This window comes from Arthrobacter sp. 05N33_2 (assembly GCF_056397425.1).
The window spans coordinates 1-14,225 of sequence record NZ_JBFTNJ010000077.1 but is presented as its reverse complement, the minus strand read 5'-3'; the positions used below and the strand labels follow the sequence as shown (position 1 = coordinate 14,225).

General features: G+C 68.5%; 15 protein-coding genes and 1 tRNA gene. 9 read left to right on the top strand and 7 right to left on the bottom strand.

The window, feature by feature from the left end; translation table 11 throughout:
* Positions 1–339: CorA family divalent cation transporter (locus AC1DHX_RS18525; protein ID WP_476900336.1), on the top strand; the 339-nt coding region annotated here is incomplete at its 5' end.
* 76 nt (positions 340–415) lie between these two features.
* On the opposite strand, the gene AC1DHX_RS18520 is transcribed toward AC1DHX_RS18525, so the two are convergent.
* A tRNA-Arg gene (locus AC1DHX_RS18520) sits at positions 416–488 on the bottom strand.
* 245 nt (positions 489–733) lie between these two features.
* Between AC1DHX_RS18520 and AC1DHX_RS18515 the strand changes: the two genes are divergently transcribed.
* Positions 734–1,306: a single-stranded DNA-binding protein gene (locus AC1DHX_RS18515; protein WP_476900335.1), complete on the top strand. Its 573-nt coding sequence runs from the start codon at positions 734–736 to the stop codon at positions 1,304–1,306.
* Between the two features lie 268 nt (positions 1,307–1,574).
* On the opposite strand, the gene AC1DHX_RS18510 is transcribed toward AC1DHX_RS18515, so the two are convergent.
* Complete coding sequence (locus tag AC1DHX_RS18510; protein ID WP_476858308.1) at positions 1,575–1,697, bottom strand: hypothetical protein; 123 nt, start codon at positions 1,695–1,697, stop codon at positions 1,575–1,577.
* Here AC1DHX_RS18510 and AC1DHX_RS18505 point away from each other — a divergent pair.
* Together AC1DHX_RS18505 and ettA are read left to right on the top strand one after the other, a co-directional pair.
* Positions 1,696–1,977, top strand: a complete 282-nt coding sequence (locus AC1DHX_RS18505) for a DUF6993 domain-containing protein (RefSeq protein WP_476858309.1) — start codon at positions 1,696–1,698, stop codon at positions 1,975–1,977. The genes AC1DHX_RS18510 and AC1DHX_RS18505 overlap by 2 nt on opposite strands.
* Before the next feature lie 83 nt (positions 1,978–2,060).
* Entirely contained in the window at positions 2,061–3,743 is a 1,683-nt protein-coding gene (ettA, locus tag AC1DHX_RS18500; RefSeq protein WP_476900334.1) for an energy-dependent translational throttle protein EttA, read from the top strand.
* 221 nt (positions 3,744–3,964) lie between these two features.
* Here ettA and AC1DHX_RS18495 read toward each other — a convergent pair whose 3' ends face one another.
* Positions 3,965–4,927, bottom strand: a complete 963-nt coding sequence (locus AC1DHX_RS18495) for an acyl-CoA thioesterase (RefSeq protein WP_476900333.1) — start codon at positions 4,925–4,927, stop codon at positions 3,965–3,967.
* A gap of 62 nt (positions 4,928–4,989) precedes the next feature.
* Between AC1DHX_RS18495 and AC1DHX_RS18490 the strand changes: the two genes are divergently transcribed.
* Entirely contained in the window at positions 4,990–5,649 is a 660-nt protein-coding gene (locus tag AC1DHX_RS18490) for a DUF8185 domain-containing protein (protein ID WP_476856923.1), read from the top strand.
* A 22-nt stretch (positions 5,650–5,671) separates the two neighbouring features.
* Here the strand turns inward: AC1DHX_RS18490 and AC1DHX_RS18485 are convergent, their stop codons facing one another.
* Positions 5,672–6,130, bottom strand: a complete 459-nt coding sequence (locus AC1DHX_RS18485) for a globin (protein ID WP_476858310.1) — start codon at positions 6,128–6,130, stop codon at positions 5,672–5,674.
* Positions 6,131–6,134: 4 nt separating this feature from the next.
* Positions 6,135–6,794 carry a mechanosensitive ion channel family protein gene (locus tag AC1DHX_RS18480; protein WP_028277840.1) on the bottom strand — a complete coding sequence of 220 codons (660 nt, stop codon included), beginning with the start codon at positions 6,792–6,794 and terminating at the stop codon, positions 6,135–6,137.
* Positions 6,795–6,931: 137 nt separating this feature from the next.
* Here AC1DHX_RS18480 and AC1DHX_RS18475 point away from each other — a divergent pair, with 137 nt between their 5' ends.
* Entirely contained in the window at positions 6,932–7,957 is a 1,026-nt protein-coding gene (locus tag AC1DHX_RS18475) for an NAD-dependent epimerase/dehydratase family protein (protein WP_476858311.1), read from the top strand.
* A 7-nt stretch (positions 7,958–7,964) separates the two neighbouring features.
* Here AC1DHX_RS18475 and AC1DHX_RS18470 read toward each other — a convergent pair whose 3' ends face one another.
* Both AC1DHX_RS18470 and pepN read right to left on the bottom strand, forming a co-directional pair.
* Complete coding sequence (locus AC1DHX_RS18470; RefSeq protein ID WP_476850149.1) at positions 7,965–8,450, bottom strand: OsmC family protein; 486 nt, start codon at positions 8,448–8,450, stop codon at positions 7,965–7,967.
* Positions 8,451–8,535: 85 nt separating this feature from the next.
* Complete coding sequence (gene pepN / locus AC1DHX_RS18465; RefSeq protein ID WP_476900332.1) at positions 8,536–11,091, bottom strand: aminopeptidase N; 2,556 nt, start codon at positions 11,089–11,091, stop codon at positions 8,536–8,538.
* Between the two features lie 378 nt (positions 11,092–11,469).
* On the opposite strand from pepN, the gene AC1DHX_RS18460 reads away from it, so the two are divergent.
* The 3 genes from AC1DHX_RS18460 (at position 11,470) to AC1DHX_RS18450 (ending at position 14,094) form a co-directional block, all read left to right on the top strand.
* Complete coding sequence (locus tag AC1DHX_RS18460) at positions 11,470–12,471, top strand: hypothetical protein (protein WP_476858312.1); 1,002 nt, start codon at positions 11,470–11,472, stop codon at positions 12,469–12,471.
* A gap of 214 nt (positions 12,472–12,685) precedes the next feature.
* Positions 12,686–13,177, top strand: coding sequence for a ribose-5-phosphate isomerase (locus AC1DHX_RS18455; RefSeq protein WP_290370304.1), 492 nt, complete (start codon positions 12,686–12,688; stop codon positions 13,175–13,177).
* A complete protein-coding gene (locus tag AC1DHX_RS18450) occupies positions 13,177–14,094 on the top strand; it encodes an Fpg/Nei family DNA glycosylase (protein WP_476858313.1) in 918 nt (305 codons plus the stop codon). The genes AC1DHX_RS18455 and AC1DHX_RS18450 overlap by 1 nt, the downstream gene beginning before the upstream one ends.
* Positions 14,095–14,225: the final 131 nt, after the last annotated feature.

Sequence of the window (14,225 nt, the reverse complement as noted above, 5' to 3'; positions counted from 1 at the left end):
GTCCTGGACCACGCCATCAGGCTGGGGGAGCGGGTGTCTGCCTTCCGGGCGTTGCTGCAGAACGCCCTGGCCGTCAACGCGGCCCTGGTTGCCCAGCGGCAGAACGACGAAATGCGGCTCCTGACGGAGTCGAGCTTCGCCCAGAACGAGCAGGTCAAGCGGATCTCGTCGTGGGCGGCCATCCTGTTTGCGCCGACGTTGATCGCCTCGATTTACGGCATGAACTTCCGCGACATGCCCGAGCTCGACTGGATCTTCGGCTATCCGATGGCACTCGCGCTCATGCTCGGCATGGGCGGGATCCTGTTCCTGACGTTCAAACACAACAAGTGGATCTGATGTTCTGGTTGAAATAGGAGTTGGCGTAGGAAGCGGCCCTGACCTTGCGTTGTCGCAGGTCAGAGCCGCTCTCTTGTGCCCCAGGAGGGAATCGAACCCCCGACCGGCGGATTAGAAGGCCGCTGCTCTATCCCCTGAGCTACTGGGGCGCGCTGGCTCCCACCGGCTGCTGCCGGTGACGCCTCAAAAAGTTTACAGTGCCGGACGGCCGGTGGAGGTCAACGCCGTCCGGTTGGCTGGCCCTGCCGGCCCTGACTTCTCCCCAACACGGTCCCCACACCGTTGCCGGCAGCCGGTTATCCACATGGCACAGCCGGGTCCTCCCCGGCCACGGTCCACGGCGGGATGCTGGAACTGCCCGGCAGGGCACGACAATTCGAGACAGGACATGAGAATGAGCGATAACATTACGGTCCGTGGCTTCGTCGCCTCGGAGATCAGAAGCTCGACCACACCCGGTGGCGTGGCCACGGCGTCCTTCCGGTTCGGCGCCACCGAGCGCCGGTACGACCGCGGCTCCAGCACCTGGGTGGATGGCAACACCAACTGGTTCACCGTCCAGGGATACCGGCAGCTGGCCGGCAACATTGGCTRCAGCATCAAGAAGGGCCAGCGGGTCATCGTGGTTGGCAGGCTGAAGATGCGGAGCTGGGAGAAGGACGGCAGGGTCTACCACGTCGCCGAAATTGACGCGGAGTCAGTTGGCCACGACCTCATGTGGGGCTCTGCCAACTTCACCCGCTCAGCCGCAGCCGGAAGCCAGGCGGCCGCCGGATCCGGTTCCCCAGACGCGCCCGGTAGCGGTGACGGCGACGGCGGCGGACCGCAGAGCCAGCCAGGGGACGACGACGGGGACGGCGGCCACGGTGCCGACCACCACGACCACGGGACCTTCATCCATGACGACAGCGGTGAGGAGGAGGAGGTGGACCAGGAAACCGGAGAACTGAAAGGGGCCGCAGCCTGAATCCGCTAGACCGGCGGGCAGCGCCGTGGACGCCGGGACTGGGCACCGGAACGCCGGAACGCGGCACTGCCGCGTGGCAGAATTGCCCGATGCAACACGCCAGGATCGCTGCGGGACGGGCGGGCCCCACCCGCACTGCGGGAGGGGACGCCCGTCGCGGCGGCTGGGCCGTTCCGGCCGCCGCAACCTTGGTGCTCCTGCTTTCGGCCTCCGCCTGTGCGACGCCGGCCGGCAGCAGCGGAGCCATGGCTTCTGAAGCAGCGGATTCTCAGGGGACACCTTCCGCAACGTCGCCGGCCCCGGCACCGACAGCCACTGCGTCGCCGGCACCGGCAGCCACGACGTCGCCGGTGGCGAAACCCGGCCTGAAACCCGACAGGGAATCCGCCATGAAGTCCACGGTCGAGGCGGTCCTGAACGCCGCCATCCGCGCCGGCGGTCAGCCCGAAACGGCGGGCCTCCGCGCGTCGTTGGTTAAGGCAGGGATTCCGGCCGACGCTGTGGAAGTCACAGCCGGGCGGACGCCCACCGGTCTGGCTGTCGACGCCGTCGAGGCCGGAGTGCGCGACGGCAGCGACTGCATCGTGGCCCAGATCCGCACCGGCAGCGTCACCGTCGCTGTGCTGCCGGGTCTGGCCTCCGGYGGCTGCCTCGTGGGCGTCCGGGACTGAGCCGAACCCCCGGACGCCGTTAAGTGGCCGATCCGGGCTMACGGAATGTGAGTTATCCCGCCCGAACCACTAGATTTGTAGGCATGGCGGAATTTATCTACACAATGACCAAGGCCCGTAAGGCTGTCGGCGAAAAACTCATCCTCGATGACGTAAGCATGTCCTTCTTCCCGGGGGCCAAGATTGGCGTTGTCGGCCCGAATGGTGCCGGTAAGTCCACCATTCTCAAGATCATGGCCGGCCTGGACACTCCCTCCAACGGTGAGGCCCGGCTCAGCCCCGGCTACACGGTAGGCATCCTGCTGCAGGAGCCGCCGCTGAACGAAGACAAGACCGTCCTGGGCAACGTCCAGGAAGGCGTCGGCGAAATCTACGGCAAGATCCAGCGCTTCAACGCGATCTCCGAGGAAATGGCCAGCCCCGACGCTGACTACGATGCCCTCCTCGAGGAAATGGGACAGCTGCAGGAAGCGATCGACGCGGCCGACGCCTGGGACATCGATTCCCAGCTGGAACAGGCTATGGACGCACTGCGCTGCCCGCCCGCCGACGCCGACGTCACCCTGCTCTCCGGTGGTGAGCGCCGCCGCGTCGCGCTGTGCAAGCTCCTGCTGCAGAAGCCGGACCTGYTSCTCCTYGACGAGCCCACCAACCACCTTGACGCCGAGAGCGTGCTSTGGCTGGARCAGCACCTCTCCAGCTACTCCGGTGCCGTCCTTGCCGTCACCCACGACCGGTACTTCCTCGACCACGTGGCCGAGTGGATCGCCGAAGTCGACCGCGGCCACCTGTACCCGTACGAGGGCAACTACTCCACGTACCTGGAGAAGAAGCGCGCCCGCCTGGAGGTCCAGGGCAAGAAGGACGCCAAGCAGGCCAAGCGCCTGACCGAGGAACTCGAATGGGTCCGGTCCAACGCCAAGGGACGCCAGACCAAGTCCAAGGCCCGTCTGGCCCGCTACGAGGAAATGGCTGCCGAGGCAGACCGTACCCGCAAGCTCGACTTCGAAGAGATCCAGATCCCGCCGGGMCCGCGCCTSGGCGGRCTCGTGCTGGAGGCCAAGGRKCTCCAGAAGGGCTTCGATGACCGCACCCTGATCGACGGRCTGTCCTTCAGCCTGCCCCGCAACGGCATCGTCGGCGTCATCGGCCCCAACGGCGTCGGCAAATCGACCCTCTTCAAGACCATCGTGGGCCTGGAACCGCTCGACGGCGGCGAACTGAAGATCGGCGATTCCGTCAAGATCTCCTACGCCGACCAGAGCCGCGGCGGAATCGACCCGAACAAGACCCTGTGGGAAGTCGTGTCCGACGGCCTCGACTACATCCAGGTCGGCCACGTCGAAATGCCGTCCCGCGCCTACGTGGCCGCTTTCGGCTTCAAGGGCCCGGACCAGCAGAAGAAGGCCGGGGTGCTCTCCGGTGGTGAGCGCAACCGCCTCAACCTGGCGCTGACCCTCAAGCAGGGTGGCAACCTGCTGCTCCTCGACGAACCGACCAACGACCTCGACGTCGAAACCCTCAGCAGCCTCGAAAACGCCCTGCTCGAATTCCCGGGCTGCGCCGTCGTCGTCTCGCACGACCGCTGGTTCCTGGACCGGGTGGCCACCCACATCCTCGCCTACGAAGGCGACGAGGAGAACCCGTCCAAGTGGTACTGGTTCGAGGGCAACTTCGAGTCCTACGAGGAGAACAAGGTCGAGCGCCTGGGCCCGGATGCGGCCAAGCCGCACCGCGTAACCCACCGCCGCCTCACCCGCGACTAAGCCCGCAAGGCTTACAGCGCCACGAAAAAAGCCGGCTCCCGCCTGAACTGTTTCAGGGGGAGCCGGCTTTTTGTGTGCGGTGGGCCTGTGTGCCGTTGACGCTGTGTGCCGTTGACGCCGTGTGCCGTTGACGCCGTGTGCCGAGGACACCGTGTCCCAGCCGCTGCTGGGGAGTACTGGCAGCCCTCGGCCTTGCTGATCTGGTGCTGCAGCGCCCTCGATCAGACGGCGGCCTGCACGGCGCCCTTCTCTGTGTTCTTCAGGTCGGTGTTTTTGAAGTCGTTCGGGACGCGGATCATGCCTTCCTGGGCCACCGTCGCCACGTGCCGGCCGTCCCGGCTGAAGATTTTGCCCGTCGCGAGGCCCCGTGCGCCCTGCGCGCTGGGCGATTCCTGGACGTACAGGAGCCACTCGTCGACCCTGACCGGCCGGTGCCACCACATGGCGTGGTCCAGGCTTGCCACGGACATTCCCGGCGTAATCCAGCTCATGCCGTGCTTGCGGAGGATGGATTCGAGCAAGGTGTAGTCGCTCGCGTAGGCCAGGGCCGCCCGGTGCAGGCCGGCGTCGTCGGGCATCGGACCGAAGGTCTTCATCCACACGGCGTTGCGGRCTTCCCGGGGTCCCTTGGCCGAGACATACAGCGCCGGATCGACGTGGCGGATGTCGAACGGCCGCTCGTAGGCCCAGTGCCGGGCCACGGGGTGATCGAACTTGCCCAGCAGGTCGGCCGTGCTCGGCAGCGATTCGGGGTCCGGGATCCCGGCAGGCATCTCGGACTGGTGCTCGATCCCCTCGTCCTCGGCCTGGAAGGACGCGATCATCGACAGGATGGGCATGCCCTCCTGATAGGCGTGGACCCGGCGGGCCGAGAAGGACCGCCCGTCGCGCAGTCGCTGCACACCGAAGGTGATCGGCTTGTTGGCGTCCCCGGGCCGGAGGAAGTAACCGTGCATGGAGTGCACGCTGCGGTCCGGATCGACGGTGCGGCTGCCGGCTATCAGGGACTGCGCCAGCACCTGGCCGCCAAAGACGCGCTGCTTGGGCTGCTGCTGGGACGGACCCATGAAGATGTCCTCGTCCGTCCGGGCGCCCTCGAGCTCGCCGAGGTTGAGAAGTTGGATGAGCGAGGAGGTGGGGTCCTGGGTCGGGAGCCCCAGCAGTCCGGCTTCGGCTTCAGTCATGGTCTGACTCTAGACGGCGTCCAGCGCCGCTCCAAAGAAGCGCAGCCGGTAGAGTCAGTAGTGTGTCTGATGTCCTAACCCAGCCCCTGCAGTTCACCGATCCCCGCGACCTCGACGACCTGCGCACCTTCGCGACGCGCGCCAGGTCCATTGACGACGGCGCCATCCGGCTCCAGGCCGCGGGCCCCGTCCTGGCCGCCTACGTCTGCGTCCTGCGGCCCCGGCTCCTGGGCGAATCCACCCCCACCATCCTGGGCCTGCGGACCATGGCGCTGGCACAACCGGCGGACACTGACGTGACAGTGCCGCTGTCCGCCGTGCTGGACCGCCTGGCACGGGCGGGGGAGCACGACGTCGAACTTCCCGTCCCGCCGGTGACCGTCAGCGAGTCGTGGGCCGGGATCGGCGCGCCGCGCGCCGGCTGGGAACTGCTCGGCACCGTCCAGGACACCGCCCTGCGGACCGCAGCGGAGGCCGGGATCAGGGAGATCGCCGCGATCATCCCGGACAAGCCCGGTGCGTTGATCGTCAACAACGCCAGGGCAACGGTCTGGGGCCGGGAACTGCCCGACGCCGGCGGCCTGCCGGCCGGGGCCGCGTTCGCCGCGCTCACCCTGGGCTTCCTGGCAGAGAGCGAACAACGGCTCTACCGCGCCGGGCGCTGGTTCCGGCTCAGCGGCACCCGCGGCCACGTGCTGGTCCGGACCGGCACCGGGCTCTAGGAAGCTCCGGCGCCCTCCGCGCTCAGGCCTCCGACGGGCTGTTCACCATGGACAGGGCTGCCCGCTCCATGTAATCCCAGAGCGTTCCCTCATACAGCGGCGGCAGTTCCAGGGCATCCACCGCGGCACGCATGTGGAACAGCCAGCGCTCCTTGGCCTCCGGCGTCACCCGGAACGGCATGTGGCGCATCCGCAGCCGCGGATGCCCACGCTCCTCGCCGTACGTCGTCGGCCCGCCCCAGTACTGTTCCAGGAACATCAGGAAGCGCCGCTTGGCCGGGCCAAGGTCCTCTTCCGGGTACATGGCGCGCAACAGCGGATCTGCTGCGACGCCGTCGTAGAAGACGTCGATGAGCTTCACAAAGGTCTCGTGGCCGCCCACGGCGTCATAGAAGTTGTCCGTGTAGCCGGGCTGGCTGAACGGATCGTTCTGCAGCAGCTGCCTGGGCTGGCTCGGTTCGCTGGCGCTGGGAATCGTCATTTCACTATTCTCCGGCCTTCTGCTGGGGTGCGCTGTCGGCCTCGTCCGCCGGGGACGTCTCGGGCGGAATGTATGTGCCCTGGGAGCGGTTGCCCACGCGCAGGATTTCGCCGTTGCGCAGGTACCAGATGGTGCCGTCGTCGGCCCGGACCCGGGTGATCCGCAGGTTCATGGCCTCGACCGTGCCCACCACCTCGGAAGTCTCGATAATGTCGCCAATGCCGTACTGGTCCTCGAAGGTAATGAAGATGCCGGCGAGGAAGTCGCGGATCAACTGCTGGGCACCGAAGCCGATCGCCACACCGAGGATCCCGACGCTCGTCAGGATGGGAGCCACGTCCACGTTCAGGTACTTGAGCACGTACACGATGGTGAGGACGGCAATCAGGACGCCGACCACGCTGCGGAGCAGTGCGCCGATTGTCTCTGCCCGCTGGACGCGGCGTTCGTGGTCCAGGGCGCGGAACGCCGGAGCCACCCAGCGGAAGTGCGACTTCTTGAAAAGTGTGCTGCCCGCCGCGACCCGTTTGGTGATTCCGGTGATCACGAAGGATGCCACCAGCCACACGGCGACGCCGATGCCCAGGCTGATGAGGCCGCCTGGCAGGTTGACAGCCGAGATGTCCGGCGCGGTGATGGGTTCGATGGTGGTCAGGCTGATCATCGGTGAGGGAAAACTCCTTGTTTACTGCAACCCTGCTGCCGGCCGGCAGCAGGGCTGGGCGTCCGGAAAGACGGCTGGCGTTCGCCGGGCGCATAACGCTCTGGTCTACTTCAACATTAGCGCCGTAGCGTGGCCCCATGCGCATCCTGGTCCTTGGCGGCACCGTCTTCCTGTCAGCTGAAATAGCCCGGCAGGCCCTCGCCGCCGGTCACGACGTCACATGCCTGGCCCGCGGTACCGCCGCCGCGCCGCCCGACGGCGCCACCTGGCTGCGCGCGGACCGCGCGCAGGGGAAGGCCGCGTACCAAGGGGTCGCCGGCAGCGGCGGGTGGGACGCCGTCGTCGACGTCTCGCGGGACCCCGCCCAGGCACGGGAGGCCCTTGAGACGCTGGCCGGCTCGGCCCGGCACTGGACCTTCATCTCCAGCTGCTCGGTCTACGCTGACCACTCAGTGGCCGGCGAGGCCGAAGACGCCCAGATGCTCCCGCCGCTGGCCCCGGGCACGGAACTGACCGTGGATAACTACGGCGAGGCCAAGTCCGCGATCGAGCACCTGACCCGGGAACTGGCAGGGGACAAGGCGCACCTGTGCCGCGCCGGCCTGATCGGCGGCCCCGGGGACGGCTCCGACCGCTACGGGTACTGGCCGGCCCGATTCGCCCGGGACAACGATCCCGTCCTGGTCCCGGACATCCCCGCCGACGCCACCCAGATCATCGACGTCCGCGACCTCGCGGCCTGGATCCTCACCGCCGCCGAAAACGGAACCACAGGGGCGCTGAACGCCGTCGGTGAGCCGGTGCCCTTTGCCGCCTACCTGGAGGAAGCCCGCCAGCTCGCCGACGCCGACTCCGAGGTGGTTGTCGCCCCCGAGGACTGGCTGGCGTCGCACGGTGCGAACTACTGGGCCGGCCCGGACTCGCTGCCGCTGTGGCTGCCGCCAGGCCACGAGGGCTTCGCGACCCGCAGCAACGACGCTGCCCGGACAGCAGGGCTGCGGCTCCGGCCCTGGATGGACACGCTGCGGGACACCCTGGCGGATGAACGCCGCCGCGGACTCGGCCGTGAACGCAAGGCCGGAATGAGCCCGGAGACGGAGCGCCGGCTGGTGTCCGAGTACCGGACAGAGGCCTCGGCCGACCCGGCTGACGGCGCCGCCTGAAAACTATTCAGTCAGCCTGGCCCTCCACCACAGCCGTCGGCTCGTGCAACACCGGGAAGTTCACGCTGCGGGCGATGAAACAGACCTTGTTGGCCTCCACGTGGAGTTCCTCGAGGACATCCGGTGCCGCCGCTTCCGCCACCGTCACCCGGGGCTTCAGCGTGACGGATTCGAACTGCCCGCTGCCGTCCCTGTTGGTCCGCATCAGGCCCTCGGCCCGGTCCTCGTAGGCCGTCACCACAACGCCGTGCTTCACGGCCACGTGCAGGAAGGAGAGCATGTGGCACTGCGAGAGCGCGGCCAGCAGGAGCTGTTCGGGGTTGTAGCGCTCCCGGTCCCCGTGGAAGGTCGGATCGGCCGAGCCGCGCAGCACCGGCAGCCCGGGGATCTCGACGTCGTGGTCCCGTGAGTAACCGCGGTACGAGGACGTCCCGGCCCCGCGGTTCCCGGTCCAGCGGACGGTCAGCGCATAGTGATGTTCGTCAAGGCTCATGACTCCAGCCTAGAACGACAGAACCCCGGCGCCGCACAGGGGCGGCGCCGGGGTTCCAGGCCTTCGGGGTCCGGTGCCTTGGTCGTTAGCCGACGTCGGCCTGGCGGGCGCGCAGGGCGCGGGCAACGCCGTCGCGGTTCTCCAGCATCATCCGGCGCAGCGCCGCACTGCCCTCCGGCAGCGAGGCCAGGAACTCATCCGTGCGGTCCACCGTGGCCTGCGTGGTCAGCTGGGCCGGGTAGAGCCCGACGACGATCTGCGAGGCCAGCGCGTGGGTGCGGCTTGCCATGATGCCGGGGACGGCCTCGAAGTACTTCTCGGCGTACGGCTCGAGCAGGGACGTGTCCAGGACCCGGGTAAAGCCGGTCACCGCGGAGCCCTGCAGGGCGTTGGACAGATCGCCCTTGACCACAATCGATTCCCAGGCCGCGGCCTTGGCCTCCGGGGTGGGGATGGCGGCCGTGGCCAGGGCCGCCGCGTTCTGGCCGTTGGAGGTGTTGTCGTGCTCCAGTTCCTCGTCGATCCGCTCCTGCCCGGCGCGGCCGCCTGCCACGAGGGAGGCCAGCAGCTCCCACCGCAGGTCCTGGTCCACGCTCAGCCCATCGAGGGAAAGTGAGCCGTCCAGCAGCCCGGAGACCGTGTCCAGCTGCCCGGCGCTGCGGGCCAGCAGGGCGTAGGACTTCACGAACTGGAGCTGGGCGTCCGAGCCGGCCGGCACCGCCGAGGCGAGCTCCCAGAGCTTGTCGGCCGCGGCGACGGCGGTCGCCTCCTGGTGCTCCCCGGCCACGTAGAAGGTCAGCGTGGTGGCCAGCTGCCGGAGCTGGACCAGGATCACGGAGGAATCGGATTCCTCGGCAATGTTGGCGAGGATCAGCTCCACGTACCCGCGGGCCGGGGACTCGCCGTCGCGCGCCGCATCCCAGGCCGAGCCCCACACGAGCGTGCGGGGGAGGCTCTGGCTGAAGTCCTTCAGGTGCGCCGTTGCGGTGGCGAGGGACTTCGGATCCAGGCGGACCTTGGCATAGGCGAGGTCGTCGTCATTGAGCAGGATCAGGTCCGGCTGGGCCAGGCCGGCCAGGGCCGGAACTTCGGTGCGCTCGCCGTCGACGTCGAGCTCCTCGCGGTGCACCCGCTCCAGCTTGCCGGCCCCGTTGAGGTTGTAGAAGCCGACCGCGAGGYGGTGCGGGCGCAGGGTCGGTTCGCTCTCGATCGCCGACTGCACGATGGCGAAGGACTCGATGGTGCCGTCCGCGGCCGCCGAGATTTCCGGTGTCAGGGTGTTCACGCCGGCGGTCTCCAGCCAGAGCTGCCCCCACCGTTCCAGGTCGCGGCCGCTGGCCTTCTCGAGTTSGGCCATGAGGTCGCTGAGCTCGGTGTTCTGCCAGGCGTGCTTGCTGAAGTACTCCCGCACCCCGGACATGAATTGCTCCGGGCCCACCCAGGCGACGAGCTGGCGCAGCACCGACGCGCCCTTGGCGTAGGTGATCCCGTCGAAGTTCACCTCGACGTCCTGGAGGTCGTTGATCTCGGCGAAGATCGGGTGCGTGGTGGGCAGCTGATCCTGCCGGTAGGCCCAGGACTTCTCCACGGAGGCGAACGTGGTCCAGGCGTGGCCGAACTCGGTGTTCTCGACGGCGGCCAGGTGGGACATGTAYTCGGCGAAGGACTCGTTGAGCCAGAGGTCRTTCCACCAGCGCATSGTSACGAGGTCRCCGAACCACATGTGCGCGAGCTCGTGCAGCACGGTGATGGCGCGGCGTTCCACCTGGGCGTCGGTGACCTTGCCGCGGAAGACGTAGCCTTCCAGGATGGTGACGGCCCCGGCGTTCTCCATGGCGCCGGCGTTGAACTCCGGCACGAAGAGCTGGTCGTACTTCTCGAACGGGTACGGGCAGCCGAACTGGGCCTCGAAGAACTCGAAGCCCTGCCGGGTGAGTTCGAAGATGTTGTCCGCATCGAGGTACTGCATGAGCGACTTGCGGGCGAAGATGCCCAGCGGGGTGACCTTGCCCGCCGCCGACGTGACCTCGCTGCGCACCGACTGGTACGGCCCGGCGATCAGCGCGGTGACATAGGAGGACAGCCGCGGTGTCGGCGTGAACTCCCAGACAGAGCGGGCGCCCCCATCCGCGCCGGGGATGGTCTCCACCGGCACCGGGGTGGGGGAGTTGGACACGACATCCCAGTGCGAGGGGGCGGTGACGGTGAACGTGAAGCTGGCCTTCAGGTCGGGCTGTTCGAAGACGGCGAACATGCGCCGCGAATCCGGGACCTCGAACTGGGTGTACAGGTAGACCTCGTTGTCCACCGGATCCACGAAGCGGTGCAGGCCTTCACCGGTGTTCATGTACGGGGCGTCGGCGACCACCAGCAGGTGGTTCTCGGCCGCGAGGTCCGGGAGCTGGATCCGGACGCCGTCGGAGACCTCGGCCGGATCCAGTTCACGGCCGTTGAGGCTCACGCTGTGCACGGCGTGGGTGACGGCGTCGATGAAGGTCGACGAGCCCGGCTTGGCCCGGAACTTCACGGCCGTGGTGGAGCCGAAGACCTTCTCGCCGCGGGTCAGGTCCAGGCTGACCTCGTAGGAGTCGACGTCGATCAGGGCGGCGCGCTCGCGGGCTTCGGCGCGGGTCAGGTTCATACCGGGCAAAGGGGCCTCCAGAAGAAGATGGATACTGCCGGCCGGCCGCGGCCGCGGTCGCCGGCGATACTGTGAAATTATTCTTTCACGTTAGCGGCCCTTGGCAAGTTAGCCCGGTCACAACCGGCCCCAAGGCCTCGGCATCCAGCCCACGATTTGCCACGAATGGCCGCTTAGCCGATGCCCTTGGCGGCCATTCGTGTCAGATGGGTGCGGTTGGGGCGGCCACGTTGACGTTGCCCCGGCGGTCTCTTCTTGCTCGTGGCGAGGTCCGGGCGCCGGACTACGTGCCTGATCCCACATTTGCTTCCCGTCCACCTCCTGACCTGCGCGCACGTCCCCAGATCCATCAAGGGGCGTCCGCGGTAGCGTTGGAGCATGGGAAAGATCCGTGACTCCGTCGATGCCAGGGCGCTGCGCTTTGCCATCGGTTTCCCCCTGATGCTGGCGGCAGGATTCGTGGTGTGTGCGCTTCTGGTACGCCCGGATCTGCCCGAGCCGCTGGCCGTCCGCTGGACCGCCGCCGGTGCCGCCGGCTTCGCGCCGTTCGTGACAGTCGCGGGTGCCGGAGCCTCGCTGATCGTGGTGATCGGCTGGGCCGTGCTGCTGCAGGCCGTGCCGCTGTCGCGCCCCGCGATGATGCGCCGCATCATGATGGGCGCCGGCCTGTCCATGAGCCTGTTCGTCACCACAGTCCTTGCCGCCGTGCTCGTGGGCCAGCTGGGCCTGCCCGATGCGCGGGGATCCCATGTGGACGCCTCGGTCCTGGCCCTCGGCAGCGGCGCGGCCCTCGGCCTGGGCATTGTGATGGGTTTTGTCTTCAAGGCCGACGAGCGCTGGTCCGTTGATGACGACGTCGCCGTCCGGCAGGCGCTTGAGCGCGAACAGGATCCGGATTTGGCCAGGGACCGGGTCAGCCTCTGGGTCCACGCCCGCAGCTCCATCTTCGTCATGCTCGGCATCGCAACGCTTCTGCCGGCCGCCCTCCTGACCGTTGCCGTGCCGTGGCTGTCTGTCCTCCTGGTGGCGGCGGCCCTGGTGGCCGCGGCGTTCCTGGTGGCCCGGATCCGGGTTGACCGCGGCGGCCTGCACGTCTTCGCGGCAGGCTTCGTCCGGGTCATGGAGGTTCCGGCCGCGGCCATCGACGCCGCGACGCCCAGGGACGTCACGGCGGCAGACTATGGCGGGTGGGGTTACCGGACCCATGGCAACACCACCGCGATGCTGGTCAGCAGCGGCCCCGCGGTGGTCATCGACCGCTCGGACGGGCGCCGGCTGGCGGTGAGCGGCGGCAGTGCCACCGCGGCGGACAATATCGCCCAAACGCTGTCCCGGGTGGCGGACAGGGCCCGGCGGAACGGCGGGACCACCGCCGTGTAGCACGGCGGTGTCGGTCCGCGGTGTCGGTCCCCGGTGGAGTAGGACGGCGGACAAGACGGTGGAGTAGGACGGCGTGCCGGGCCTGTGTAACACGACCGTCCAGTGAGGGGTCCGGCGGGCTGCAGCAAGGTCCCGGGAGGCCCGGCCTAGTACGCTTGGACCAGACCCCAACCGCCCCGGCCGCCGCCCGGCGCCGCAACCGAACGGAACAGCCGTGACCATTTCTGACCTGCCCCGCGTGCACATTGCCACCGACCACGCCGGAATGGAGCTCAGCGCCCACCTGGTCAGCCACCTCGGCGCCAAGGGCTATGAGGTGGTGGACCACGGACCGAAGGTCTACGACGCCCTGGATGACTACCCGTCGTTCTGCATCAACGCCGCCCTCGCCGTCGTCGCGGACCAGGAGGCCGGAACCCACGCCCTCGGCATAGTCCTCGGCGGCTCTGGCAATGGCGAGCAGATCGCCGCCAACAAGGTCAAGGGCGTCCGTGCCGCGCTGGCCTGGAACCTGTCCACCGCCCAGCTGGCACGTGAGCACAACGACGCCAACGTCGTCGCCGTCGGCGGCCGCCAGCACAGCGTCGACGAGGCCACGGAAATCATCGAGGCGTTCCTGGCCGAACCCTTCAGCAACGATGAGCGCCACGTCCGCCGGATCGGCAAGATCGCCACGTACGAGCGCACCGGCGAGGTCATCGACTAGTGCCGGAGGGGCATTCCGTCCACCGGCTGGCCCGCCAGTTCGGGGACGTCTTCGCGGGGGAGCGGCTCGCGGTCTCCAGTCCGCAGGGCCGGTTTGCCCAGGGCGCGGCGCTGCTGGACGGCCACACCCTCGTCAGTTCCGTGGCGCACGGGAAGCACCTCTTCCTGGAGTTCGGGCACGGGCTTCTCCTGCACGTCCACCTGGGCCTCTATGGCGCCTGGGATTTCGGCGGTGACGCCACCTTCCGCGGCGCCTCCAGCATTGGCGCGCCCCGGAAGGTGGGGGAGCGGGAAGTCTACGACGACGCTGAGGCGGCCGGGCCGGCCGCATATGAGGGCCCGCCCGCGCCGGTCGGTGCCGTCCGCGTCCGGCTCGCCGGCGCGCACGGCTGGGCCGATCTCCGCGGCGCGACCACGTGCGAGGCGATCACGGACGCGGAAGCGGCGGCCGTACTGGCGCGGCTCGGCCCGGACCCGCTGCGGAACCTTCCGGGAGACCGGGACGCCTTCAGCGCCACCGTGGCGGCCAAACGCACACCGCTGGCGGCCCTGCTGATGGACCAAAAGGTGATTGCCGGCGTCGGGAACGTCTACCGGGCCGAACTCCTGTTCCGGCAGCGGCTCAACCCCTGGCTGCCCGGCGCCGAACTGTCACCGGACGCGGCCCGCCGGCTCTGGGACGACACCGCGGCCATGATGGCCGACGGCGTCCGGGACGGCCGGATCATCACGACGCCGCCGCAGTACTGGAACGGGGCCGGAGCCGGCATATCCCGCGGCGTCCTGCCGGCCCCGGAGGAGGCGCACTTCGTCTACCGGCGGCACGGACTTGGCTGCAGGGACTGCGGAACGCCGGTGGCGCTGACCGAGCTCGGCGCCAGGAAGCTTTACTGGTGCCCGGCCTGCCAGCCGGCCTGAGCCGGTACGCCTGCCCTTGCACGCCTGCCCTTCCGGGCCCCGGCCGCCGGGGCCCGGAGGGCAACGAAAAAAGCCCCTCCGGAGAGGGGCTTTTTTCGTCATATTTCTGAGGGGACGACGGGAATCGAACC

Excerpts from the sequence above, each read along its gene's own strand:
- AC1DHX_RS18470 (WP_476850149.1), bottom strand. The coding sequence starts at position 8,450 with ATGAGCCTTGACGAACATCACTATGCGCTGACCGTCCGCTGGACCGGG.
- AC1DHX_RS18510 (WP_476858308.1), bottom strand. The coding sequence starts at position 1,697 with ATGGCGGATTCCCTGTCGGGTTTCAGGCCGGGTTTCGCCACCGGCGAC.
- AC1DHX_RS18475 (WP_476858311.1), top strand. The coding sequence starts at position 6,932 with ATGCGCATCCTGGTCCTTGGCGGCACCGTCTTCCTGTCAGCTGAAATA.
- AC1DHX_RS18460 (WP_476858312.1), top strand. The coding sequence starts at position 11,470 with ATGGGAAAGATCCGTGACTCCGTCGATGCCAGGGCGCTGCGCTTTGCC.
- AC1DHX_RS18480 (WP_028277840.1), bottom strand. The coding sequence starts at position 6,794 with ATGATCAGCCTGACCACCATCGAACCCATCACCGCGCCGGACATCTCG.
- AC1DHX_RS18485 (WP_476858310.1), bottom strand. The coding sequence starts at position 6,130 with ATGACGATTCCCAGCGCCAGCGAACCGAGCCAGCCCAGGCAGCTGCTG.